Here is a 23,299-nt window from a genome sequence, read left to right on the forward strand (position 1 = left end):
AGGATTCGCACCCTATGACCGCCACGTTTAGCTTAATCGGTACCATTGAACCATTTCTTCATTGTAACCTCAAAAAAGGCGACTCTATCTATTGTGAAGCCAATGCAATGGTGATGATGGAATCAAACCTTGAGCTAAAAGGCAAGCTACAAGGCGGTCTGATGCAATCACTCATGCGTCGTTTTGCCAATGACGAGTCACTATTTCAACAGCAGATTGAAGCCGTGAACGGTGAAGGCGATTGTTTACTTGCGCCAACGCTCGACGGTGATATGCAAATCATTGATTGCGGTGCGCAGCAATATACGCTCAGTGACGGCGCATTTGTCGCGGCGCAAACGGGCGTCGATGTGAAGGCTAAGATTCAACGTAATCTAGGTGGCGCCGTCTTTGGTGATACTGGCGGCTTTATGGTGATGCAGACGCAAGGTCAAGGTCAGGTAGTGGTATCGGGTTTTGGCTCATTGTTTGAGATTGATGTTGAACCTGGTAAAGACGTCATCATTGATAACGGTCATGTGGTCTGTTGGGACTCGCGTTTGGAATACAAACTGTCAGTCGCCACCAGTAAGAAAAAAGGCTTCATGGGCAATATTATCAATTCGGTCACCAGTGGCGAAGGTATGGTTTTAAACTTCTCAGGCTCAGGCAAAGTCATTATCTGCTCTCGTAATCGTGATAGTTACCAAGGCTGGCTACAAAGCATCTTAGGGACTAGCTCCGGCGGTCGCGGCGGCAATAGTGGCTTACTTGGCAATATCTTATAGCTATTATTATGTTTTTAAAGCTGTATGTTACAACGACTCCTCGTCATTATAGACTTTATTTAACCCTCTACTCACAATTACTATAACACTGTAGTATAAGGAATATCACATGGCAGTTAGTTTACAAAAAGGTCAAAAAATCTCCCTAAGCAAAGAAGCGGGCGGCGAGCTTACCCAAGTAAAACTGGGTCTGGGTTGGGACGTTGCTCAAAACCCTCAAGATAAAAAAGGTGGGTTCCTGGGCAAGTTATTCGGTGGTGGTAGCGGCGGCGACTCGATTGACTTAGATGCCTCGTGCATCATGTTTGATACCAATAAACAAGCCATCGATGCGATTTGGTTCAGTCAGCTGAAATCAAAAGATGGCAGTATTGTCCATACTGGTGATAACCGCACTGGCGACGGCGATGGTGACGACGAAGTTATCAATGTCGATCTTTCAAAAATCCCTGCCAATGTCGTCTCTCTAGTATTTACGGTCAATAGTTTCACTGGTCAAACCTTTGAAACGGTAGAAAATGCATTTTGTCGTATCGTCAATGCCAATAACAATCAGGAAGTCGCGCGCTACAATTTATCAGCGCAAGGTGGACATACCGCGATGATTATGGCAAAAGTATATCGTCATAATAACGAGTGGAAAATGCATGCGATTGGTGAAACGGCTTCTGGTCGTACTTTTCATGACTTGATGCCTGCCATCACGCCGCATGCGTAAAGAATTCAAAGCTTGAGTTGGATTAGCGTTCATCCGTTAAAATGAGCTCTTGAAGCAACGTTATTGAGAAAAAACAGCCCATCTATAATTAGGTCGGCTGTTTTTTTACGTGTGCTAAAGAATATAATTAAAACTGTTACTTACTCCCTCGCTTCCAGCTAAAGCCCCAGTTAAAGGCTTTATCCATCTCTTGATGTCCTTTGAAGTACTCATTAATACGCTCAACGTTGATACTGCCATTTTGATTGACCAAGCGCGCAATCGCACACATTGGTAGATTACCTGTCCCTTCTGTCAAACGTGTCTCAATCGGGGGTTGGTCGGGCACATGAATGGTCACGACACCATCTGTTTGCGCCCAATTGGGTGCACCTTCATAGATGAAAGCAAAGATAAAGACTTCTTCAATCTGCGACCACTGTTGCCCATTAATATCGAGCCACTCACCGCCGCTGACTTGTCCAGTTCTATCATCGGCACGCAAACACACGTAAGGCGCTGATGTTAAGCTACCAAAGCGATTGCCCAAGGCCTGAATCAAGGTTTTTTCACCATTTTTTAGATGAATCATCGCCCCAACATCAAGGTCAATACCGCCCGCTTTATGTTGTTTGAAAAGATCGCCTAACAAGCCTTTTTTGGGTGCTTGCTGATTGGCAGTTGGATTTTGGTTCCAGTTTAAGTTGACAGAGATTTTACCAAAGTCATCACGTTTCTTTAGGTTGATGCTAGACTGATTTTTGGTTAAAGTGATTTTGCTTAAGTCAATTGACGGATTTGGAGAAGCTGTAGGAATTGGCGGCGGCGTGCTTGTTTGAGGTGCACTATCTGCTTTCTGCGTATTAATTGGGCGCTGCGTATTGATGGGCTGAGCTTGACCTTGTGACTGGTCTTGTACAGGGCTTTGAGCGGGCGCTTCATCAGCAATCTCTACACCAAAATGCTCAGACAAAGGCTTCAGCCCTCCTTCAAAACCTTGAGCAATAAAACGAAACTTCCAGCTACCTTGGCGGCGATAACATTCCGCTAAAATAATCGCTTTTTCATTACGTCCAGCTGCACTTAATTGGCAAGTCATCAGCACTTGGCTGCCTTGCAATACCTGGATATCGACATCGCCAACTTGAGCAAGCGTCTGCGCACTAGAAAACGCTAATGCTATCTTCTCGATATTTGCAGGCTGCGCAGGTAAATTAATATCAAAAAACCCATCGCTATCATGACCACGGAAACTCACACTGCCATCATCGCTACGTGTCTGCCCATAAAATATCATGTCGCCATCGCCGCGTACTTTACCGTCAGTTGTCAGGCGATATGCCGCGCAATCGACTGCACTTTGGCTTAAAATACGAATGCTAATATGATCCGTCGGCAGTGGCGCATTGGCACCAGCAATCAGTTTTTGAGGTTGGATTTGGCTCATCATACATCCTTTGAATTATTTATTATGTGCGTGTGTTTGTTATGCTAATAATTGTCATATAGTAGCATGGATGGCCGCTGATTTTTAAAGCGTACGACCCTTCAATAACATGCCAATGACCCTGAAAAATATTTTTACAAATCCTTCAAGCTATTTTGTCAGCAGCATTTATAACGCTTAGCATTTGTATATAATAGCCCCTACTATTAGCAATATTACGGCTTGCTTATATTCCTGATGGTGTTGCGATGACGATAGTGAATTATTCAATTATATCTAAAACCTACGATAATGCTGAGAGAATTATGAAAACCCCTGCTAACGATAACGATCATATAACATCAACTGCCGCGTCACCTGCCGTTTGGTTAGCTGAAGGTCAGTCAAGCCAGCGTGATATGTTAGCCAGCCTGCAAACCCTAAAAAATCACGCTGATACTCCGTTCAACATTATCGCTTCACATCGCCACAATAGACCTGAGATTTTTGAATTTGCTGACAGCGTTTACCGCGAGCCTTCTACTAGCACCGCAGAGAACGATGAGCAAGTCGTGCTCGAATCTGTTGAGCCATTGATGCCGCGGTGGCAGTTTGTGTTAGAACAAGCGCAGAAAAACAACGTAAAAGTATTGCTCACTGGGCGCAATGGTATTGATTACGAAGCCCACCGTGAGGCGTTTGACGCGGCTGGTATTCGTTTATTGACGGGTGCAACGAGTGGGGCAGCGTTAGAAGTAATAGATGATAAGTTTGCCTTTATGCAGCAGTGTCATCAGCATGATATTCCCGTTGCCGAGGCGTGGCGCTTTGATAATGTCGCAGAGCTTGAAGCGTTACTTGACATGCATGGTGATCAGCCGTTATGTGTCAAACCGGTCACGGGTATCTTTGCACAAGGATTTTGGCGACTAGATTTAGCCAAAAATGATGGGGAACTGTACGATAGCTTTGAGCATTTATACTTTACCGAAGAGAAAAAAATCAATACCACGCAATTTATCAATGCCTATGCAAACAGCCTAATGGTGCATGAGCGCCCTATTCCTATGCTGCTAATGCCTTATTTGTCAGGGCAAGAGTACTCTATCGATGTCGTCTGTGAATATGGCGAAGTGCTGGCTGCCGTCACCCGTTATAAAACGGGGAAAATCCAGCATATCGGCTACGAGCAAGCGGTCATGGATGTCGTCATCCCACTGATTAAAGCCTTTGGCTGCGATGGCATCGTCAGTGTCCAAACCAAAGCTGATGATGACGGTCAGCACCGTGTGCTTGAGATTAATAGTCGCCCTTCTGGTGGCATTGATTACACCACCCATAGCGGTGTGGATTTGACCCAAGTTGGATTTGCTTATTGGCTAGGCTTAACCGATAAACCGATACTGGCTGATATCGCGCAACAAATTACCCCCTGCCAAGTACGCTCAATTATGGTCGGTGTAAAAGTTGAAGAAGACATCACTGAATAAGTCAAAATAATAATATAAAAAGCTGACGGCAATGAATCGACAATAATACATCCATGACAACCGAATATATTCAATAAGAGGCAAACGATGACAGCACAAACCACGTTAGTGTTAGGGGCAAATACGGTCATCGCGACAGCGAATTGTTCGGTCGCCTTTTCGACGACAAATCAGTCAAAGTTTGGCGAGCAGCTTGGGCTATTATGGCTACCTTTGGATGAGCATCGCAAAGCCGCTTGTAGTCCTGCTTATATTCATGAACCGAAGGAATGGGCGCAGCTCAATAGCAAAGATGATCCAAATGCATGGCAATTGGATTTGCCTGCATTGTTTGATAAACAAGGTGCAAGCTTTTTACAACTGATTGCTTATGTTTATCATGAGCCAAGCCTAAACTTACCTGCCGTTGAATTGAGCAAGGTAAACTTAACCCTCAATGAGGGCGACATTTGTTATGAATTTACCGCAAGCGAGCGCCATGTCAAGGCGGCGATCATATTAGAGATATACCGACGCAATGGACAATTTAAATGCCGTGCCCTTGGTGAAAGCTCCACCCAAGGACTGGCAAGTCTTGAGCATCATGTACAAGTGAGCCTTGATATGCGTCCGCCAGATACGCATGCCCTTATCCAAGATGCCCAGCGCGCACAGCAGCAAGGTTATCCTAACAGTGACGCACGTCCGCCCAGACAAGTTCAATCTGGTGAAACTTGGACAGGGACAGCGTTTGCTATCGATCCCTATCATTTACTGACTTGTTATCATGTCATTGAATCGGCGGCGATGATTGGTGTGCGTCAGCAAGGGCAGCCTGATCGTGAAGCGCAAGTGGTACTCAGCGATATCGGTAGTGATTCAGCCATTATTAGAGTAAGCGAGCCGCTGCCAAGTTATTTACCCTTAGCACAGCGTTGTACTGATAATTTAGGTGAAACCATCACCACCTTGGGATTTCCGTTATCAGGATTGAGTAGCCAATTACAAGTAACGCAAGGCTGCATCTCAGGACTGACAGGGTTTGGCGATGATATTCGCTATCTGCAATTTACTGCGCCTATTCAGCCAGGCTCTAGTGGCAGCCCTTTATTACTGCCGACTGGCGAAGTTATCGGCATGGTAACGTCCAGCCTCGTCCATGAACATGCACAAAATATGAACTATGCGGTGAAATTTCAGTTATTATCCGCCCTACTCGCGAGCGCCGGAATCAGTCTAGATAACTCATCTAGCTCATATGGCATGTCACGCACGACAGCTGCGCCGCTGACCACGCCTCAATTAAGCAAACAAAGTCGCGGTGCTTTGTGGTTAGTAGGTTGTCAAGGTTAGGAAATACACGTAACTATATATAAAAGAAAGTCCAAAGGAATATGAATGTTAAATAAGCAACACAGCACGACCATTACCCTACCTCGCGGTACGCTGGATTTGACCTATCAAACCAATTCAGCCACTACGAAAAATGGGGCAGAACCAAGTAACGATTATCAATTAGAAGACTTACTTGGATTTGCACAACGCATTAACCCAAAACGTGCCTTTTTGTTTGTCTCAAAAGTATTAGGTCGTCATATTCCAGTAGCTCCTAGCATCATGCGTCATGCTTTTACTGACTTGGCGAATTTGGTTCCTAGCGATTTGCCTGAGCCGATTTTAGTCATCGGTATGGCAGAGACAGCCGTTGGCTTATCTGCCGGTGTGCACCAAGCGCTGCAAACGCGTTATCCCAATGCCTTACTATTGAACTCTACGCGTCATGCGCAGCAAGATATTAATAATACTAATACCTTATTAACCACTTTCAGCGAAGACCACAGTCATGCCAGCCAGCATCTCATTTATCAAAGTGCAGATACAGTGACCCAAGCGCAATTACTAACGAGCAAAACCTTGATTATGGTGGATGATGAAGCATCGACGGGTAATACTTGCGTCAATGTCGTCACTGCCCTTCGTAACGCAGGACTTGACCAACTAGAGCAAGTACATCTTACCACTTTGGTTGATTGGTCTTTAAACCAGAATCAGAATGCAGCCGATGTAAATGAAGCTGTGTCTGACCAAATCGCAAAACGCCTGCCCAATATCCACTTTCAACGTCATCATCTACTGTCTGGTGCATGGACTTGGACGGATGCGCCCAATCCCGAACCGATAACGATGCCATCGGTTGATACAACTGAAGCAGGCAGTCAGTCTCTAGGTAATACTGGTAATTGGGGACGTTTCCCAACCCTAGATAGCACCGATGGGTTTGATCATTATCTTTTGAGGTTTCAAACTGCCTTTAATGTTTTTAACAAGCAAGCTCAACCTGAGAAAGAGCCGTTTGATAAAGAGCAGTTGCCACAGCGAATTCTAGTATTGGGCAGTAATGAGTTTGTTTGGTTGCCGTTCTTATTGGCGGAATGGCTTGCGCAACATACGCATATAGAGAATAGTAAGAATACGGTTAATTTTAGTGCGTTAACCCGCTCACCGATTGCGCTTGGTGGCGCAATTACCTCGATGCTAAGTTTTAATGATAATTATGGACTTGGTATGACCAACTTTGCGTATAACGTTACACCTAGCGATTGGGATTTGATTGTCTTGTGTGTGGAAACGTCCACTGATAGCGTTGATGGTATGTGGAAAAGTTTGGAGAATGTATTGGTGGTGAGTCCGACGCTGTAAATTATTTTATAAGAACTGTCCTCTTACAACCACCATCTAAATCCCGCTCTGCTTTTCACATTCAACCCTTACGGACACCTTTATGACCAGCCCATTTTTTCAAGCCAATCCTGATATCGTTAAGCCTTACGCGCTAATGGATTTGGACGACACGCTATTTCAAACTCAGCGTAAAATTGACGCATGGGACTTACCCACCACTGAAGCTGAAAACTTAGTTTGCGCAACCGTTAACAAACAAGGCGAGCCATTAAGTTTTATGAGTCAGCGCCAAGCCACGTTTTTTAACTGGCTACTTGCTAGCACTGATCTAATCGTAGTGACGGCACGTGACCGTAGTGAAATCCAGCGCGTAAAACTGCCTTTTGATAGCTGGCAAGTTTTGACTCATGGCGCGCTTATTCTTGACAAAGACGGTGCATTACAAGCCCAGTGGCAACAGCATATGTATAGTAAGCTTGCGCCATTGCAAGAAAAATTGCAGCAGCTGAGCCAGCTATTCGCAAATCACAGCAAAAATGACAGTAGCCAGCTGGTCTTTACACCGCATATCGATAGCTTTAACAATGGCGCTAATGATAGAGAATTAACCATTTATCTGGCTATCAAACATGCGCAAAAAGACCATCAAGCATTAGTAGATCTCTCTGCAAAACTGCCAACGTTAATACGAGACTTTGAGCAGGATTTTTATGTGCACGTGAATGCGAATAATCTAGCGATATTGCCGCACGCAGTTCATAAGCGCCATGCGGTACAGTTCTTGTTAGCTAATCATTTAGGCAGTCAACGACCAAGCTTTGGCTTTGGTGACAGTTTGGCAGATTTACCATTTTTACAGCTGCTTGACTGGTATGGTATGCCCAATCATGGTCAGTTACATGAACGACTTAGCTCTCAATCATTCTAAACACTTAATCCCTCCTAAATAAAAACAATAATCGCCGCCGTTTATAGAAGTAGAAATTATTTTATGACCCATCATATAACGAACCCTAATGTTCAAAAATTAGAAGCATATGGCTCAGGCAGCTATCTTGCCAGTGATGTGACCGTACTGCTCGATATAGTCGCTAAAAACGCGGTCGCCGATGTGCCAGTCAGTCAAAAAGAAGCACTTATTCAAAGTGGGCAACGTCATTATTCTGATATGTTGACCTTGGAGCAAGCGCCTACTGCTATGCATGAGCAGCTATACACGCAAGCATTAGAGCAAGGAGCTGAGAGGACTGCCACTGATATTGCTAATTTGGCTTATACGCTACATCACATTTTTCAAAAATCTCGAAATGAACATAACGTTAGTAATGAGCGCCCGCTAGTCTTAGTCAGTTTGGTGCGCGCAGGTTTGCCAGTTGGCGTTTTGTTGCAGCGTGCGTTAGCAGACGTTAATAGCAGCTATGCTTTGCCGAGCGTGCATTATGGTATCAGCATCATTCGCGACCGCGGACTTGATCCAGTTGCGTTACAAATGATATTGAATGCTCATCCAGACAGTCCTATCGTATTTGTTGACGGTTGGACAGGCAAAGGCGCGATTTATCAAGAGCTTGCTCATAGTTTAGAAAAATTTAGTGATCCTAGCCATGCAAACTTTGCCAATATTTTTCATCAAGGCGTAGGTGTTATTCCCTTATTAACGCTGGCTGATCCAGCTGGTGTTGCTTGGCTTGCAGCTAGCATCGATGACTGGCTGATTCCTTCAGGGCTATTAAATAGCACGGTATCAGGACTGATTTCGCGAAGTTTATATACCGATCCAGCATTGGGGCTACACCGCAGCGTGTTTTATGATAACTTAATTGAGGTCGACCATAGCTTAGCTTTCATCACTCATATCGATGCAGCGCGCCGTGCATTAGCCCCACCTTTGGAATGCTTGCCGACGTTTCAGCAGCCGCGCTATCAGACAGCTGCTTTAATCGACAAGCTAGCAGCAGACTACGATATCAGCAATCGTAACCGCATTAAGCCAACGATTGCAGAGGCAACACGGGCGATATTGCGCCGTGACCCTGAACGCATACTATTAGCCAGCGCTGATCATCCTGATACCATACTGCTAAGACATTTATGTGCCCAGCGAAATATCATTGTTAGTGTATTAGGTGATAAAATACATCCCTATCAAGCCATCACGCTTATCAAGCAACGTAGCGAAGACCATTAATCATTGCTACACTCACGGTTTTTATAAACCAGACCCATCTCAAAATCAAAGCAGCGAAAGAAAAAGGTAAAACTACTCCTTCTTGTCGGCTAAACGAATTTGACATTACCAAACGTATTTTTGGGTTTGCGGTCATTGCTGCTAAGCCATACCGCTTGATGATACTTCTTAGATTTTATAACCATTCACTTATCACTATTGATGATGCCAATTATGTCAGATATGCAAAACAACGAGTCTACTCTTTATCAAAACACCCAGTCTTACGCTCACCTCATTACTGAGCGTCATGCGATGCTCAAACCACATGCGCATCACCCGTATCAGTTGGGGGCTAGCCTATACATGCCAGCAACTCGCCAAGATATTTGGCAAGTCATTAAGCGTGATAAATTACCAACGATTAATAGTATTATCATCTGCCTAGAAGATGCGGTTAGCCATAATGATGTTGAGCTGGCACTTGAGCGCTTGCAAACGTTGCTGCATACATGGGCGACGCATGTCGATAGCATCAATGACCCATCAAAACATGCCGATATTCAGATTGAGCAACCAACACGCCCGCTGGTATTTATACGCCCGCGTCATCCAGCGATGTTAGAGCAGTTATCAGGTTTTGCCCATATCGATTTGATTGATGGCTTTGTCATGCCGAAAGTCGACATGTATAGCCTATCCAATTGGCGTATGGCCTGCCAAAATCTGAGTACTGAGCAACTATTGATGCCGACGCTTGAAACCGCAGCCCTATTTAATCCGCATCATAATCAGGAATTGGCCATTGGTTTTAAAGAAGCTTTTAGCCAGCCTGTATTTGCCTTGCGTATCGGTGGCAATGATTTATTTGCAGCATTGCGTTTGCGACGTCCCAAAAACAGCATCGTTTATGATACCCCTATCGGCACCCTTGCCTATCAGCTGCTCGGCTGCTTTGTGCCGCATGGCTTTTACTTAACAGCGCCTGTCTTTGAATATTTGGATCAGCCAACGCTATTTATGCAAGAGCTAACCCGCGATGTTAGCTTAGGATTGGTCGGCAAAACGGTCATTCATCCAAGCCAAATTGCGCTGGTGCAACAAGCCTATTGCGTACCATTGAGCATTTTAGATGAAGCACAAGCAATCTTGCATAGCGAGGCGAAAGCGGTGTTTAAATATAATAATACTATGCTAGAGCCTGCTACCCATCGCGCGTGGGCAACAGAAATCGTCAATCGTGCCGAGGCATGTGGCACCCTTGATGACGGTAATAATGACTATACGGCACGGTTATAAATAAAAGTCTTAAGGTTAATAGGGCATGTCCTCAATCTGAACGAAAGCGCCTAAATGGGCTAAAAATGATTACGTGCCCTAATTTCAAATTAATATTTCAAATCAATATTTTAAATGCACTCTTTTACATGCGCTCAATAAAAAAGCCGTTATCACATTCAAGATAACGGCTTTTTTAGCACAAAGATGTCATCACTCTATTACTATTAAAACGATGCCTTATTTAAGGCTATTTCAAGACCAACTCAAAACTAGACACAGTCCGCTAAAAAGGTGTTAATCACTCGATTGACCTGTTCAGGCTCTTCTACGGTGGCGGTATGACCAGCGCCCTTGATCACTGCCAATTTAGACCCTGCAATCGCAAAATGCATACGTTCAGCCTTTGAATAAGGGGTTGCTGTGTCCTCATCACCAACCACAATTAATGTCGGCACCGTAATACTCCCTAGCTGATCGTAGGTGCCTGCCCGCTCAATGACGCCCATTGTGGCCTTAATGACTCCGCCTTTGCGATTGCCTTGTAGCATCGTTAACCACTGCTTACGATCAGACTTACGCAACCTGTTTGTCAAAAAAGTATTGCCAAACATAATAGGCATGACCTTGTTACTCACGCGTTTGAGACCCAGCCAACGAATGGCTTTGACCAGCTTACGATACTGCGGCACGTTTTTGGGATCTTCAGGATCAGCAGAAGTCTCTAACAGGGTAAGCGACAGCAATAGCTCAGGGCGTTTGAGTGCGACACGCTGGGCGACAAACCCACCCATCGATAACCCTAAAAAATGGCATTTATGAATATCTAGCGCCTCTAATAATGCCAATGTATCCTCGGTTAAGGTTTCCATATCATAGCCAGACTTGGTTATTTCAGACTGACCTTGTCCTCGAAAATCAAACGTAATACAGCGATAACCGGCTTTGAAATAGTCGACTTGCTTGTCAAATAGGTGCGTATTCCACAGCAGACCGTGGGCAAATACCATGATGGGTTTTTGCTTATCGTTTGGCGCGCTGTCTTCATAATAAAGTTCAACATTATTGACATGAATAATTGGCATAACCACTTCCTTGTTGGTTTAATAAATAAAAAATCAGTCTTTAAAACCTGCCTTCTAGAGCGTGTCTTCATTTTAAAAATGGTGAAAAAAATGAGATAAATTGCCGCCAAACAAGGAAAATAGCACAAATAATATCGAGATATTCATCAGCTAGTTGACGCAGTTTGGCAGAATTTAGCCATTTTTAACCCATTTAGAGAATGCTCGATTGAATTGAGGACATGCCTTAGCATAATTCAACCTTTCTACAGATAGTAGCCTTATTTTTGAATGGTAGGTTTAATAGCTTTAGCAATATGATAGCAGCAAAAAACACCATGCCTGAATCATGTCTTAAGCGCGCACACATCCTGCTTTTATAATAAGCTCAAACTGCTATAGTATTTGGCATTGCATTATTTGTCACATTTACTGCCAATAGCTAGTGTTACCAAAAATGTTTTACAGAAAACTCAATTAAGGATATCAACTATGTCAAACCCTCTCGTCGAATATCAAGTAGAAAACCATATCGCAACCATCACGATGAACGATCCCAAAACACTGAATGCCTTTAGCACAGTGCTCAAAGATGCCATGATGAATGCACTGACGAACGCAGATGAAGACAAAGACGTCAGAGTCATCATCCTGCAAGGCGCAGGCAATAACTTTTCAAGTGGCGGTCATATCGGTGAGATGTTAGAAAACGGCATGGAAAGCGAGGCACTGTCGAATAAGCTAAATTTCATGGTTGGCGAAGTCGCTGAGATTAGCTTAAAGTTGCGTAATATTCATAAGCCTATTATCGCCAAATTAGAAGGCGCCGTCGCTGGTGCTGGCATGAACTTGGCACTGACTTGTGATTTTCGCATAGCCGCTGATAATGCCAAATTCGTGCAAGCCTTTGTCAATATCGGTCTAATACCAGATGCTGGCGGCATTTATTTACTGAATCAATTGATCGGTGTGGCAAAAACCACTGAGATGGTCATGCTTGGCGATAAACTCAAAGCGGAAGATATGGCACGCTTAAACTTGGTTAATGATGTGGTCAGTAGCGACGAGCTGGATGCTAGCGTATTGGCATTGGCAACGCGCCTGAGCAATCTGCCCGGAAAGGCATTGGCATCAATGAAGCATATGATTAATACGCACGCTTATATGGGTCTCAATGAAGCGCTCGATATGGAAGTGGATCAACAGACCATGCTTGCTAAAACGGATGATTTTAGAGAAGGTATTACCGCCTTTATGGAAAAACGTAAGCCAGTTTATCAAGGTAAATAATAACCTGATCACACTCTTTTTTGCGCTATCATCAAAAAGGCTGCCTAATGGCAGCCTTTTATTTTTGGGTCATACAGTATCAAGAAAATTCTGTATTAAGCATATCTTTAAGTAACACTTTTAACTCTTAAGAATCAGAGGCTGTCTTATAGTGATGCGGTAAGGTAAATATCTTGTCAAAACCCAAGGTAAAGATAAAGGTATAAACCAAGAAAAATAGCAGTAACGCCGCTTCCATCATAAAAGCTTTGATTAAGCCAACGTCATACCAAATCATATAAAGTGGTAAGCAAATCAATACCAATCCGCCTTCAAACCCTAATGCATGCGCACTGCGAATGAGTAAGGTGCGCTTTGCCACATGCTTACGACGTTCCCACGCTTCAAAAGCTGTATTGTATAAGAAGTTCCAAATCACTGCTGCCAATGACACCATCACAGCAACTGGTAATGATTCTGCCGCGTCGCTACCACTGAGTTTCATCAATACAAAAGTAGAAGAAATGATAGCGATAATCTCAAAGATAATCACATATGTCAGACGACGTTTGAGCGGTGATAAGGTCATCAACCAAGACTCCAAAGCACCTGTATTTAAACAGCAAGGTGCATGTCAAAGTATCGGTCCGTCCCGAGTTAGAAAAGATAAATATAGTGCAGAGCCACGGTTTCCGCCTGCACTTATATTATACATGAGATAAATTTATTATAAAGCCATTTGGAAAACCTAGCTTTTAGCTACTTCCCAAGACTGGTTAAAGCAGCATTATTTATTAACTTCCTATATTTTCCTTTAACCCTTAATACTCTAGACTGATGTATATAATAGGCAAGTCTTTTTTTTCTAACCTCCGTAACCTCATTATTCTTTCTAAAGAGGTCTATAAAATCAAAGAATAAATCCTTCATAAGGTAAAATATGAAATATATCAAAGATACAAATAATAAAGTATAAAAAATCATAAATGATAAATTAAAGAAAAATTGTGGGTCTTTTGAAAAAAAATCTGGACTTTTACTTTGTACATTTGCATGATAAGATGCCAAAAATCCTATACCACCTGTTGCAAATATAGTAAAAATACCTTTTACACTAGCAACTTGATCTAAATCATCTTTGTGATTAACGTAGCTATTATAAGTTTCGAATACATATTCAATATCTTTCGGAGCGAATAGGCAATTAATCCAATGTATTCTATAATCTCTTACTGTAAAATCTTTAAACTTATTAAAACCCTTACTAGTATACTCATTACTAGTCTTATCAGTTTTTAACAACCTTTTGTAATAGCTACTTTGATACCCTTTATCTCTTAAAAACAGAAAAAAAGCAAATAAAATTGCTGAAATTACGATTGATCCTATAGAGGTATACCATGCTTTTATTATAAAAACTTTTTCAACAGGTATATCAAAAAAATATTTTAAAAATTCTAAACTTGCCATGGATAGTGATAAAAAGCTGAAAGAGCTAAAGCTCAATACTAAAAAAACCATAACTATTAAAAGCATGAATGTATAAATTTTATTTGAAAAATCCTCAAAAACATAAAAATTATTATGAAAATCAAGAATAATATCATCAATTTGGCGGTACTCATCTAAGGAATCAGTATATTCTTTATTAGTAGCAACATTTTCACTTTTAAGGCCTCTCTCTTCTATTTGTCTCATGCAATAATAATCTTCAAACTTCACAAATACACCCTCTAAATATTTTTATATTTAAAATATATATCAAACCAAACTGTTTGAATAGTCTACGCAAAAAACTATATAAAATCATCTATCTCTCTTTTCTCATAACAAAAACCCCCGCATCATCACGATACGGGGGTTTTTTGTCTTACGTATAAAGTTTTTAGTATAAAGCTTCTAATTTTAAAAGCTTGTATACTCAAGATTAGGTCAATTGAGCAACGTTAATTTTGTCGGCTTCTTCAGTATAAGAATCCATACGATCGAAGTTCATGTACTGATACACTTCCTCGCCCATGCTATCAAGCATACCAGCGTACTGCTGATATTCTTCGTTGGTTGGCAACTTACCAAGTACCGCTGCTACGGCTGCAAGCTCTGCAGAAGCTAGGTATACGTTAGCGCCTTGACCGAGACGGTTCGGGAAGTTACGAGTTGACGTCGATACCGCCGTAGACTTCGGTGCGATACGTGCTTGGTTACCCATACATAGTGAACAACCTGGCATCTCAGTACGAGCGCCGGCTTGAGCGTAGATGTTGTAGTAACCTTCTTCCATCAACTGACGCGCATCCATCTTAGTCGGCGGCGCAATCCATAGACGAGTTTTCAAACTACCTGCTGGTACGTCTTGTAGCAGTTTACCCGCAGCGCGGAAATGACCGATGTTGGTCATACATGAGCCAATGAACACTTCATCAATGGTATCGCCAGCGACATCAGCCAATGTTTTTGCATCGTCTGGATCGTTCGGGCAGCAAAGGATAGGCTCTTTGATAGTGCTCATATCGATAGTCATATCGATGGCGTATTCAGCATCAGCATCAGCACGCAATAGGCTTGGGTTCGCTAGCCATTCTTGCATCTGCTCAATACGACGGCTAATCGTACGCGCATCGCCATAGCCTTCTGAGATCATCCACTTAAGTAGCGTGATGTTTGAGTTTAAGTACTCAGTCACCGACGCTTCAGACAAAGTGATGGTACAACCAGCAGCACTACGCTCAGCTGAGGCATCAGACAATTCAAACGCTTGCTCAGCGGTCAAGTCTTCTAGACCTTCGATCTCAAGAATACGACCATTAAACTCGTTGATTTTGCCTTTCTTATCAACGGTCAATAGACCTTCTTTGATCGCTTGATAAGGGATCGCATGAACCAAGTCACGCAACGTGATACCAGCCTGACGTTCGCCAACGAAGCGTACACGGACAGATTCAGGCATATCAAGTGGCATAACACCAGTTGCTGCTGCGAATGCTACTAGACCAGAACCTGCTGGGAACGAGATACCCATTGGGAAACGAGTATGCGAGTCACCGCCAGTACCAACGGTATCTGGAAGAAGCATACGGTTCAACCAGCTATGGATAATACCATCGCCCGGACGTAAGCTTACGCCGCCACGGTTCATAATAAAGTCAGGTAGCGTGTGCTGAGTCTCAACGTCAACTGGCTTTGGATAAGCAGCAGTGTGACAGAATGACTGCATCACTAGGTCTGCTTGGAAGCCCAAACATGCTAGATCTTTTAGCTCATCACGAGTCATCGGACCAGTCGTATCCTGCGATCCTACAGTCGTCATTTTAGGCTCACAGTACATACCAGGACGTACGCCCTCTAGACCACAAGCTTTACCGACCATTTTTTGCGCTAGGGTAAAACCTTTACCCGTATCAACTGGCTCTTCTGGCTTAGCAAAGATATCTGAATGTCCAAGACCCATGTACGCACGAGCACGATTGGTCAAACCACGACCAACGATCAAAGGAATACGACCGCCAGCACGAACTTCATCAAGCAATGTTGGTGAGTTCAATTTGAACGTAGACAGTACTTCGTCAGAATCATGCTTAGTGATTTTGCCTTCATAAGGATAGATGTCAAACACATCACCCATGTTTAGGTTATCAACCGCTACTTTTTCGATTGGCAATGCGCCAGAATCTTCCATGGTGTTAAAGAAGATAGGAGCGATATTGTTACCTAATACGAGACCGCCGCCACGTTTGTTTGGCACGTTAGGGATATCATCGCCCATGAGCCACAATACTGAGTTGGTCGCAGATTTACGGCTAGAGCCTGTACCTACCACGTCACCAACATAAGCGAGTGGATGACCTTTTTCCTTTAACGCTTCGATTTGCTTCATTGGACCGACAACGCCCTCTTCGTCAGCAGTGATGCCGTCGCGAGAGTTTTTGTGCATAGCCAATGAATGCAACGGGATATCAGGACGGCTCCACGCATCTTGCGCAGGTGACAAGTCATCGGTGTTGGTTTCGCCAGTCACTTTAAACGTCGTGTAAGTGGTCTTTTCTGGTACGGCATCACGGTTTAGGAACCATTCAGCGTCAGCCCAAGATTGAACCACTTCTTTAGCGATAGCATTGCCCGCTTCTGCTTTTTCAGTCACGTCATTGAACGCGTCAAACACCAGTAATGTCTTTTTCAACGCTTCAGCAGCATCTTGTGCCACTTCCGCGTCATCCAGTGCAGCAACCAATGGTTGAACGTTGTAGCCACCTTGCATCGTGCCTAGGATTTGAACGGCTTTTTGCTTGCTAATAAGTGGTGAAGAGGTTTCACCCTTAAGGATCGCTGCTAAAAACGCTGCTTTAACGTATGCCGCTTGGTCAACGCCAGCAGGAATACGGTTTTCTAGCAGGTTCATCAAGAACGCATCTTCGCCTGCTGGTGGATTCTTTAGTAGTTCAACCAACTCTGCTACTTGTTTTTCATTCAGTGGTAGCGGAACCGTTCCTAGCTCAGCACGTTCTTCGACATGTTTACGATAAGCTTCTAACACAATAGTCGTCCTCGTCAGTTGGGAGTATTAGTACATTACGTGGGTAGTCAGCATGACCGCCTGCGTCTATATACTAGATGGAATAATTATTGGTGCAATCATAGCTTAAAACGCTCTAAATGTTAATGGCTCAGCCTTTAAAAGGCTCATAAAGCGGTTATAAAGGGCTCATATTGAACATTTATTATATAAATAGTACCATCAACAATATGATTGAGCAGCCTTACACAATCGATATACAGCTTGTCATTTTAGTCAAGCACTGCTCGATTTATGATTAAATAAATACGCTGTGCCTGCTAGACGCTTTGTAGGATATTATTTGATAAAATATCATCTTGATACGATAGCTTAGAGAAAATATCACTTAGAAAAATAGCGCTTGAAAAAACAGCTTTTATTAACCATATACTAAATGAATAAACATTAAGGATGATGATATGGATAGTAGTGCAATGCAAAACAAAAATAGGGATAACAGCGATATGGAGAACAGCCATATAAAGAGCAACGCTAATTATCAAAACGGTCTCAAAGTTCGCACTGACGTGATGGGTGAGGCACATGTCAAACGCTCGCTTGACAGCACGACTGGATTTACCCAACCATTACAAGACTGGATCATCGAACACGCTTGGGGCAGCACATGGCAAGATGACTCAGTATTGCCGCGCAAATACCGCTCATTAATCACCATTGCTTTTTTAATTGCGCAAAAAAGCCCAACTGAGCTAAAAGGGCACATTCGAGGTGCCATCAATAATGGCGCAAGTGTCGCTGAAATTCGAGAAGTATTAATGCACAGCTTGCCTTATTGCGGGGCACCTGCCACTCAAGAAGCGTTTCGTGCTGCCATAGAAACCCTGAATGAGTTGGATATTGATATAGATATTTAAAACTACGGTTGCGAGACAAACCATAGTAGCCTTAATGATCCACCTCAAAATGATCAGTTAAACAATATTCATTGAAAATTAGCCCCTAAGTTTCTGCTATAATGTCCTCACTCACAACACATTCTAATAATTCCATAAACCCTTATACTATAAAGGGTTAAGAGATACTTTATTATGACAACTGCCGTACAAACACATGTGCCTGCTGCTAAGGTCAAACCTAAAAAAGCCATTCAAGGAGAAAAGCTACGTGGCTACGATAAAGTTGCCCGTATCCCAATTAAAGTGATTCCGACCATCGAGGCAAAGAAAAAGCCAGATTGGATTCGGGTTAAAATGTCCTCTCCTGCTGAAGTGGCGCGTATCAAAGCCACTTTGCGCGAGCAAAAGCTCTATACCGTTTGTGAGGAAGCGGCCTGCCCTAACCTGCCGCAGTGCTTCGCTGATGGCACCGCGACCTTTATGATTATGGGTGATATCTGTACCCGTCGCTGTCCGTTCTGTGACGTCGGTCATGGTCGTCCTAATGAGCTAGATGCAGATGAGCCGCGTCACACTGCCGAGACTATTTTAGGTTTGCAGCTTAAGTATGCGGTAATCACCTCTGTGGATCGTGACGATCTAAAAGATGGCGGCGCGATGCATTTCGTTGAAGTGCTCAATGAATCTCGCGCACTTAGCCCGAATTGCCTCATTGAAATATTGGTGCCTGATTTCCGTGGTCGTATGGATATCGCGCTAGACTTGTTGACTGAAACACCGCCAGATGTCTTTAACCATAACATCGAAACCGTGCCTCGTTTATATAAAGCCTTCCGTCCAGGTTCTGACTATCAGCATTCGTTAGATTTACTCAAACTCTATAAAGAGCGTCGCCCTGATATCGCGACCAAGTGCGGCTTTATGGTCGGTCTTGGTGAGACTGAAGAAGAGATTTATGCATTGCTTGATGATTTAAAAGCGCACAATGTGGATATGATTACGGTTGGTCAGTATCTGCAACCTAGTAAAAACCACGCGCCTGTCGATCGTTATGTCCATCCAGACGAGTTCCAGCGTTATATGGATTATGGTAAAAAAATCGGCTTCTTTAACATTTGGGCAGGCCCAATGGTACGCTCAAGCTATTTTGCCGATCGTCAATATTACGGTGAAGACTGCCCTGCACCGATTCGTAGCAAAAAAGCATTGGCAGCAGAAGGCAAACTTGGCTGCTAAGTGTCGGGGTTTAATGAGCTAATGCTTCAAACTTAAGCTGAGCATGTAAAAAGGGTGAATAACAGTTTATGTTATTCACCCTTTTTTTAGCTTTAATAGATTTTTAAAACCTTCAACCGCAACGCCTTAAATGGTTAAAGTTGGCGTTGGCTCGCTACTGTTTCTAGTATTAAAGATGGCGATAGCAATAACGATCACGCCACCCACTAGACCAGTCGTTATTCCAGGATAGATTAATAGCAAAGCTCCGATTGCCAAAACAACGCGTGTTACTGGGCTCATATCGCTTTTAAAATACCCCTCTAATGCCGCACTAAGTGCGAGAACACCCGTAATTGACGTCAATACTACCGTGATAATATCGATAATAGGTGGTAGCGGGAAGTCCTTAGCAGTTACTGCAAGCCCAGTAGGATCAATCATTAACATCGCTGGACTATAGATAAACATAAACGGCACGATGAATCCAGCCAAAGCTAGTTTCATCGATAAAAATCCTGTCTTCATCGGATCGCCACCAGATATGCCCGCACCAGCAAAGGCGGCTAGACACACAGGCGGTGTAATATTGGCAAAAATACCAAAGTAGAAAACAAACATGTGCGCTGATAAAATTGGGATATCAAAGCCAGCTAAGGCGGGTGCTGCCATCGTTGCCGTAATAATATAGGCAGGAATAGACGGTAGTCCCATGCCCAATACCATCGAGGCAAGCATGGTCAAAATGAGCGTGAAAAATAATGACCCTGCACCAAGTGTGACAATTGATGAGGTCATCACCGTTCCAAAGCTGGTTAGACTCACGACTCCGATGATAATACCGACGACTGCACAGGCAGCCATTACCGCGAGCGACTGGCGTGCGCCATCTTCTAATGCACCCAAAATGTCAGAGAAACCCATCCTGGTCTCTTTTCGCAGCATACTGACCAAGACAGTAAAACCAATGGTATAAGCCGCTGCATAACCAACGGGCACGTTTCTGATTAATAAGAAAATCAAAAATACAATCGGTAGCAGCATATGACCGCGGGCTTTTAACACTTCTTTCACGGCTGGCAAGCTTTCTTTAGCGATACCTTTTAGATCACGACGACCAGCGCGAAAATGCACCTGCGCAATGACGCCCAGATAATACAATATCGCTGGCAATAAGGCCGCCAACGCAATTGTGCTATACGGCAAGCCTGTTGTCTCCGCCATGATAAAGGCACTCGCGCCCATAATCGGCGGTAATATTTGCCCGCCAACAGAGGCACTTGCCTCAACGGCACCCGCAAAATCTTTGTGGTAACCAACCTTTTTCATGAGCGGAATGGTAAAGGCACCAGTACTGACTACGTTTGACAAAGCAGAGCCATTGATACTGCCCATAAAGCCACTGGAGATGACCGCAACTTTTGCCGGACCTCCCTTTTTATGACCGGCTATTGCCAATGCTAAATCATTAAACAGCTGTCCCATCCCTGAGCGCGCTAAAAACGCACCGAATAGAATAAATAGGAAGATAAAGGTAACCGATGCACCAATCGCAACAGAATATAAACCTTCCGTTTTTAAGAATAATTGACCAAAAATGTCACCCATATCATAAGGACGAGTCAGTAACCGGTCTGGCATAAAATCCAAATGACTGACAAACGGATACGCCAAAAATATCCCTGCCAAGATCGGTAAAATCCAACCTGTGATACGGCGACTGCCTTCTAATACGCAGACCACCGTAATCAGCGAAAATATTACATCCATCTGATTGGCCATACCGCCACGTGAGGTCACGATATCTTGATATTCATATATCAGATAAGCCATCCCAGACAATGACAGGGCAAACCATAACCAGTCATACCATGCGACGCGCTGACGGCTGCTTTTTTTACTTGCTGGAAAAATTAAGAAAATTAAGGCAAAACCAATGCCCACGTGTACAGAACGCTGTAGCAGCGCTGGCATGGGATTAAAGGTGATATATAAATGAAACAGTGAATATAAAATGCAAAGTCCAGCGATAAAATACTTCACTGGTCCTTGAGTGATATGCCTTGTGATGGATTCTCTATCATACTTTTCTAATATGGCTTTATTGTGGGCTTGCGCCTCAAGTTCAGCGTCGACCTGAGTATCAGCATCCGTGTTGGAATGTATAGGCAAGTCGTTATTGATATGGTTATCTGACATCGTTGTCACATTATTGTGATCCATCACTTGGGAGTTCATGACACAAATCCTTGTTAAATCTATCAATGAAACCATACGTTGTCGGCATGATCGTTACTTCAGAATAGTCTGGCACCCAGCGATGAATGAGCATCTGGTAGTTACCATAGTCAATCTCACCTTTGGTAAGCCGTGAGACCACCCAATTAAGCTTAGGCAATTTCTCATTGATTTGATAACCCAGATAGCCAGGTTTTTGTATGGGAGCAAGCGCTTCGGTTGAGGGTGTACCCGCCCCAAAAGCTTCAAAATAAGTGGTTGTCAGCAGCAATTCAGCGTCTTCTGTACTGCTGCCGTCTATACGTTGGTATTGCTCTTCCCACCATTGTTTTTCTACAGAGTGTATCCAGCGCAGTTGAAAATTTGGCTCGACAAAGTAGCACACTTTATCATTAGCACCATCAACGCCTGCAACACGCACTTCCACCACAGGCTGACGGACAAAGAGATGCCATAGCGTAAAAAAAACCAGCGCGGCAATGCCTGCCACGCCAATTAATAACCCTAATCGCTTATTTAGCTGCTTGCTCATCATAGTACTTTTTAGCGCCAGGATGGATAGGTGCGACCATACCTTCACGTGCGGTTGCTAAACTAATATCATTGGCCGCTTGGTGCGCTGTTTTTAGACCGTCTAAATTGTCAAATAACGCTTTGGTCAGCTTGTAACCATCTGCTTCAGACAACTCTGAGCTCACCAATAGAGCATTCATGATTGCTGCGGTTGGAATCGCGGCATCATTGCCATAAGTGCCAGCAGGAATCTCAAAGGTCTTAAAGTAAGGCTTAGTCGCAATGATTTCTTTTAGCTTGTCTTGACTGATGGTGATCAACTGTAAGTCTAAGCCCTGCTCTAGCTCCATCAATGAAGAGTTTGGCAGACCACTACTAAAGAAAGCCGCTTCAACTTTACCCGCTTTCATACCGTCCGCTGCTTCCGCAAAGCCTAAATAGTCAACGGTCACATCATCATATGTGATACCAAACCCTTCTAATAGCGTCCGAGCATTTACTTCTGTGCCAGAGCCTTGATCGCCCACAGCGATGCGCTTACCACGTAAGTCTTCAATATTTTTGATGCCAGATTTTTTGGTGGTGACAATTTGCACCACATTAGGGTACAAGACTGCAATCTGTTGGATGTTGGTTATCGGCTTATCAAAGTTGTTTTTGCCTTCGATCGCGTCGGTGACTACATCACTGAGCGCCAATACCATGTCGACTTTACCTTGGGTTAATAGGTTGACGTTTTCGACTGAAGCCCCAGTAGTTTGTGTTTTTGAGTTGACCCCAAAGGTTTTGACATAGACCTCTGATAATGAAGTGCCGATGATGTTATAAGGGCCAGATGCTCCGCCAGTGGCGATGGTAAGAAACTTGGTATCAAGCTTGTCGGCGGCAGTGTCAGTAGCAGCGCTATCTGTTGCCGTACTGTCTGTACTTTCTGAACTTGGTGATGAGCATGCCGTCAGACCTAAAGTGGCGCTTAACATTGCTGATAAAAGTAACGGGGATTTTAGAGAGTTGAGCATTGAATTCATCCTTGAAATAATCGAGTTAATACACTTAACGACATCAGTATATCAATAGTGATGCGTTACAGACCTGTAATAATATA

Annotated in this window: 19 protein-coding genes; 11 read left to right on the forward strand and 8 right to left on the reverse strand. The window is 43.5% G+C overall.

The features are described from left to right. Nucleotides 1-14: 14 nt before the first annotated feature. Nucleotides 15-767 (forward strand): TIGR00266 family protein, encoded by a 753-nt coding sequence (locus C8D84_RS00105; RefSeq protein WP_109589145.1) that lies wholly within the window; start codon nt 15-17, stop codon nt 765-767. Between the two features lie 109 nt (nt 768-876). Beyond that, complete coding sequence (locus C8D84_RS00110) at nt 877-1,485, forward strand: TerD family protein (RefSeq protein WP_045445366.1); 609 nt, start codon at nt 877-879, stop codon at nt 1,483-1,485. 136 nt (nt 1,486-1,621) lie between these two features. On the opposite strand, the gene C8D84_RS00115 is transcribed toward C8D84_RS00110, so the two are convergent. Further along, nucleotides 1,622-2,911 carry a TerD family protein gene (locus C8D84_RS00115; protein WP_109589146.1) on the reverse strand — a complete coding sequence of 430 codons (1,290 nt, stop codon included), beginning with the start codon at nt 2,909-2,911 and terminating at the stop codon, nt 1,622-1,624. A gap of 305 nt (nt 2,912-3,216) precedes the next feature. Here C8D84_RS00115 and C8D84_RS00120 point away from each other — a divergent pair, with 305 nt between their 5' ends. From C8D84_RS00120 to C8D84_RS00145, 6 genes are all read left to right on the forward strand, one after another. After that, entirely contained in the window at nt 3,217-4,380 is a 1,164-nt protein-coding gene (locus C8D84_RS00120) for an ATP-grasp domain-containing protein (RefSeq protein ID WP_109589148.1), read from the forward strand. A gap of 87 nt (nt 4,381-4,467) precedes the next feature. Beyond that, nucleotides 4,468-5,712, forward strand: a complete 1,245-nt coding sequence (locus C8D84_RS00125; protein ID WP_109589150.1) for a trypsin-like peptidase domain-containing protein — start codon at nt 4,468-4,470, stop codon at nt 5,710-5,712. Nucleotides 5,713-5,757: 45 nt separating this feature from the next. Beyond that, nucleotides 5,758-7,059, forward strand: a complete 1,302-nt coding sequence (locus C8D84_RS00130; RefSeq protein ID WP_109589152.1) for a phosphoribosyltransferase domain-containing protein — start codon at nt 5,758-5,760, stop codon at nt 7,057-7,059. Nucleotides 7,060-7,141: 82 nt separating this feature from the next. Next, nucleotides 7,142-7,969 (forward strand): HAD hydrolase family protein, encoded by an 828-nt coding sequence (locus C8D84_RS00135; RefSeq protein ID WP_109589154.1) that lies wholly within the window; start codon nt 7,142-7,144, stop codon nt 7,967-7,969. Between the two features lie 63 nt (nt 7,970-8,032). Beyond that, the gene (locus tag C8D84_RS00140) at nt 8,033-9,229 is read left to right on the forward strand and encodes a cysteine protease StiP domain-containing protein (protein ID WP_109589156.1); all 1,197 of its coding nucleotides are present in this window, start codon (nt 8,033-8,035) and stop codon (nt 9,227-9,229) included. Nucleotides 9,230-9,442: 213 nt separating this feature from the next. Then, a complete protein-coding gene (locus tag C8D84_RS00145) occupies nt 9,443-10,507 on the forward strand; it encodes an HpcH/HpaI aldolase/citrate lyase family protein (protein WP_083475641.1) in 1,065 nt (354 codons plus the stop codon). A gap of 251 nt (nt 10,508-10,758) precedes the next feature. On the opposite strand, the gene C8D84_RS00150 is transcribed toward C8D84_RS00145, so the two are convergent. Beyond that, nucleotides 10,759-11,571, reverse strand: coding sequence for an alpha/beta fold hydrolase (locus C8D84_RS00150; RefSeq protein ID WP_109589158.1), 813 nt, complete (start codon nt 11,569-11,571; stop codon nt 10,759-10,761). Between the two features lie 471 nt (nt 11,572-12,042). Here C8D84_RS00150 and C8D84_RS00155 point away from each other — a divergent pair, with 471 nt between their 5' ends. After that, entirely contained in the window at nt 12,043-12,840 is a 798-nt protein-coding gene (locus C8D84_RS00155) for an enoyl-CoA hydratase/isomerase family protein (protein WP_109589160.1), read from the forward strand. A gap of 127 nt (nt 12,841-12,967) precedes the next feature. On the opposite strand, the gene C8D84_RS00160 is transcribed toward C8D84_RS00155, so the two are convergent. The 3 genes from C8D84_RS00160 to acnB form a co-directional block, all read right to left on the reverse strand. After that, the gene (locus C8D84_RS00160; RefSeq protein WP_109589161.1) at nt 12,968-13,408 is read right to left on the reverse strand and encodes a PACE efflux transporter; all 441 of its coding nucleotides are present in this window, start codon (nt 13,406-13,408) and stop codon (nt 12,968-12,970) included. A gap of 170 nt (nt 13,409-13,578) precedes the next feature. Beyond that, nucleotides 13,579-14,541 (reverse strand): hypothetical protein, encoded by a 963-nt coding sequence (locus C8D84_RS00165; protein WP_146192874.1) that lies wholly within the window; start codon nt 14,539-14,541, stop codon nt 13,579-13,581. Between the two features lie 205 nt (nt 14,542-14,746). Further along, nucleotides 14,747-17,350 (reverse strand): bifunctional aconitate hydratase 2/2-methylisocitrate dehydratase, encoded by a 2,604-nt coding sequence (gene acnB, locus C8D84_RS00170; protein ID WP_055123861.1) that lies wholly within the window; start codon nt 17,348-17,350, stop codon nt 14,747-14,749. A gap of 485 nt (nt 17,351-17,835) precedes the next feature. Between acnB and C8D84_RS00175 the strand changes: the two genes are divergently transcribed. Then, entirely contained in the window at nt 17,836-18,246 is a 411-nt protein-coding gene (locus C8D84_RS00175) for a carboxymuconolactone decarboxylase family protein (RefSeq protein WP_228244410.1), read from the forward strand. Nucleotides 18,247-18,420: 174 nt separating this feature from the next. Next, a complete protein-coding gene (gene lipA / locus C8D84_RS00180) occupies nt 18,421-19,464 on the forward strand; it encodes a lipoyl synthase (protein WP_055123860.1) in 1,044 nt (347 codons plus the stop codon). A 126-nt stretch (nt 19,465-19,590) separates the two neighbouring features. On the opposite strand, the gene C8D84_RS00185 is transcribed toward lipA, so the two are convergent. The 3 genes from C8D84_RS00185 to C8D84_RS00195 are packed head-to-tail and all read right to left on the reverse strand — an operon-like array spanning nt 19,591 to nt 23,213. After that, nucleotides 19,591-21,681, reverse strand: a complete 2,091-nt coding sequence (locus C8D84_RS00185) for a TRAP transporter permease (protein WP_211181224.1) — start codon at nt 21,679-21,681, stop codon at nt 19,591-19,593. Next, complete coding sequence (locus C8D84_RS00190) at nt 21,653-22,213, reverse strand: DUF1850 domain-containing protein (protein ID WP_228244387.1); 561 nt, start codon at nt 22,211-22,213, stop codon at nt 21,653-21,655. The genes C8D84_RS00185 and C8D84_RS00190 overlap by 29 nt, the downstream gene beginning before the upstream one ends. Continuing rightward, complete coding sequence (locus C8D84_RS00195; protein WP_109589169.1) at nt 22,194-23,213, reverse strand: TAXI family TRAP transporter solute-binding subunit; 1,020 nt, start codon at nt 23,211-23,213, stop codon at nt 22,194-22,196. The genes C8D84_RS00190 and C8D84_RS00195 overlap by 20 nt, the downstream gene beginning before the upstream one ends. Nucleotides 23,214-23,299 lie beyond the last annotated feature (86 nt).

Origin of the sequence: Psychrobacter immobilis (assembly GCF_003148585.1) — a bacterium.
GTDB classification, from domain to species: domain Bacteria; phylum Pseudomonadota; class Gammaproteobacteria; order Pseudomonadales; family Moraxellaceae; genus Psychrobacter; species Psychrobacter immobilis.

What these genes read in the sequence shown, in the direction of transcription:
- C8D84_RS00160 (WP_109589161.1), bottom strand. Translation starts at nt 13,408, where the DNA reads ATGACCTTATCACCGCTCAAACGTCGTCTGACATATGTGATTATCTTT.
- C8D84_RS00115 (WP_109589146.1), bottom strand. Translation starts at nt 2,911, where the DNA reads ATGAGCCAAATCCAACCTCAAAAACTGATTGCTGGTGCCAATGCGCCA.
- C8D84_RS00145 (WP_083475641.1), top strand. Translation starts at nt 9,443, where the DNA reads ATGTCAGATATGCAAAACAACGAGTCTACTCTTTATCAAAACACCCAG.
- C8D84_RS00135 (WP_109589154.1), top strand. Translation starts at nt 7,142, where the DNA reads ATGACCAGCCCATTTTTTCAAGCCAATCCTGATATCGTTAAGCCTTAC.
- C8D84_RS00190 (WP_228244387.1), bottom strand. Translation starts at nt 22,213, where the DNA reads ATGAGCAAGCAGCTAAATAAGCGATTAGGGTTATTAATTGGCGTGGCA.
- C8D84_RS00155 (WP_109589160.1), top strand. Translation starts at nt 12,043, where the DNA reads ATGTCAAACCCTCTCGTCGAATATCAAGTAGAAAACCATATCGCAACC.
- C8D84_RS00185 (WP_211181224.1), bottom strand. Translation starts at nt 21,681, where the DNA reads ATGAACTCCCAAGTGATGGATCACAATAATGTGACAACGATGTCAGAT.
- C8D84_RS00140 (WP_109589156.1), top strand. Translation starts at nt 8,033, where the DNA reads ATGACCCATCATATAACGAACCCTAATGTTCAAAAATTAGAAGCATAT.
- C8D84_RS00195 (WP_109589169.1), bottom strand. Translation starts at nt 23,213, where the DNA reads ATGCTCAACTCTCTAAAATCCCCGTTACTTTTATCAGCAATGTTAAGC.
- lipA (WP_055123860.1), top strand. Translation starts at nt 18,421, where the DNA reads ATGACAACTGCCGTACAAACACATGTGCCTGCTGCTAAGGTCAAACCT.
- C8D84_RS00175 (WP_228244410.1), top strand. Translation starts at nt 17,836, where the DNA reads ATGGAGAACAGCCATATAAAGAGCAACGCTAATTATCAAAACGGTCTC.
- C8D84_RS00125 (WP_109589150.1), top strand. Translation starts at nt 4,468, where the DNA reads ATGACAGCACAAACCACGTTAGTGTTAGGGGCAAATACGGTCATCGCG.
- C8D84_RS00130 (WP_109589152.1), top strand. Translation starts at nt 5,758, where the DNA reads ATGTTAAATAAGCAACACAGCACGACCATTACCCTACCTCGCGGTACG.
- C8D84_RS00150 (WP_109589158.1), bottom strand. Translation starts at nt 11,571, where the DNA reads ATGCCAATTATTCATGTCAATAATGTTGAACTTTATTATGAAGACAGC.
- C8D84_RS00105 (WP_109589145.1), top strand. Translation starts at nt 15, where the DNA reads ATGACCGCCACGTTTAGCTTAATCGGTACCATTGAACCATTTCTTCAT.
- C8D84_RS00120 (WP_109589148.1), top strand. Translation starts at nt 3,217, where the DNA reads ATGAAAACCCCTGCTAACGATAACGATCATATAACATCAACTGCCGCG.
- C8D84_RS00110 (WP_045445366.1), top strand. Translation starts at nt 877, where the DNA reads ATGGCAGTTAGTTTACAAAAAGGTCAAAAAATCTCCCTAAGCAAAGAA.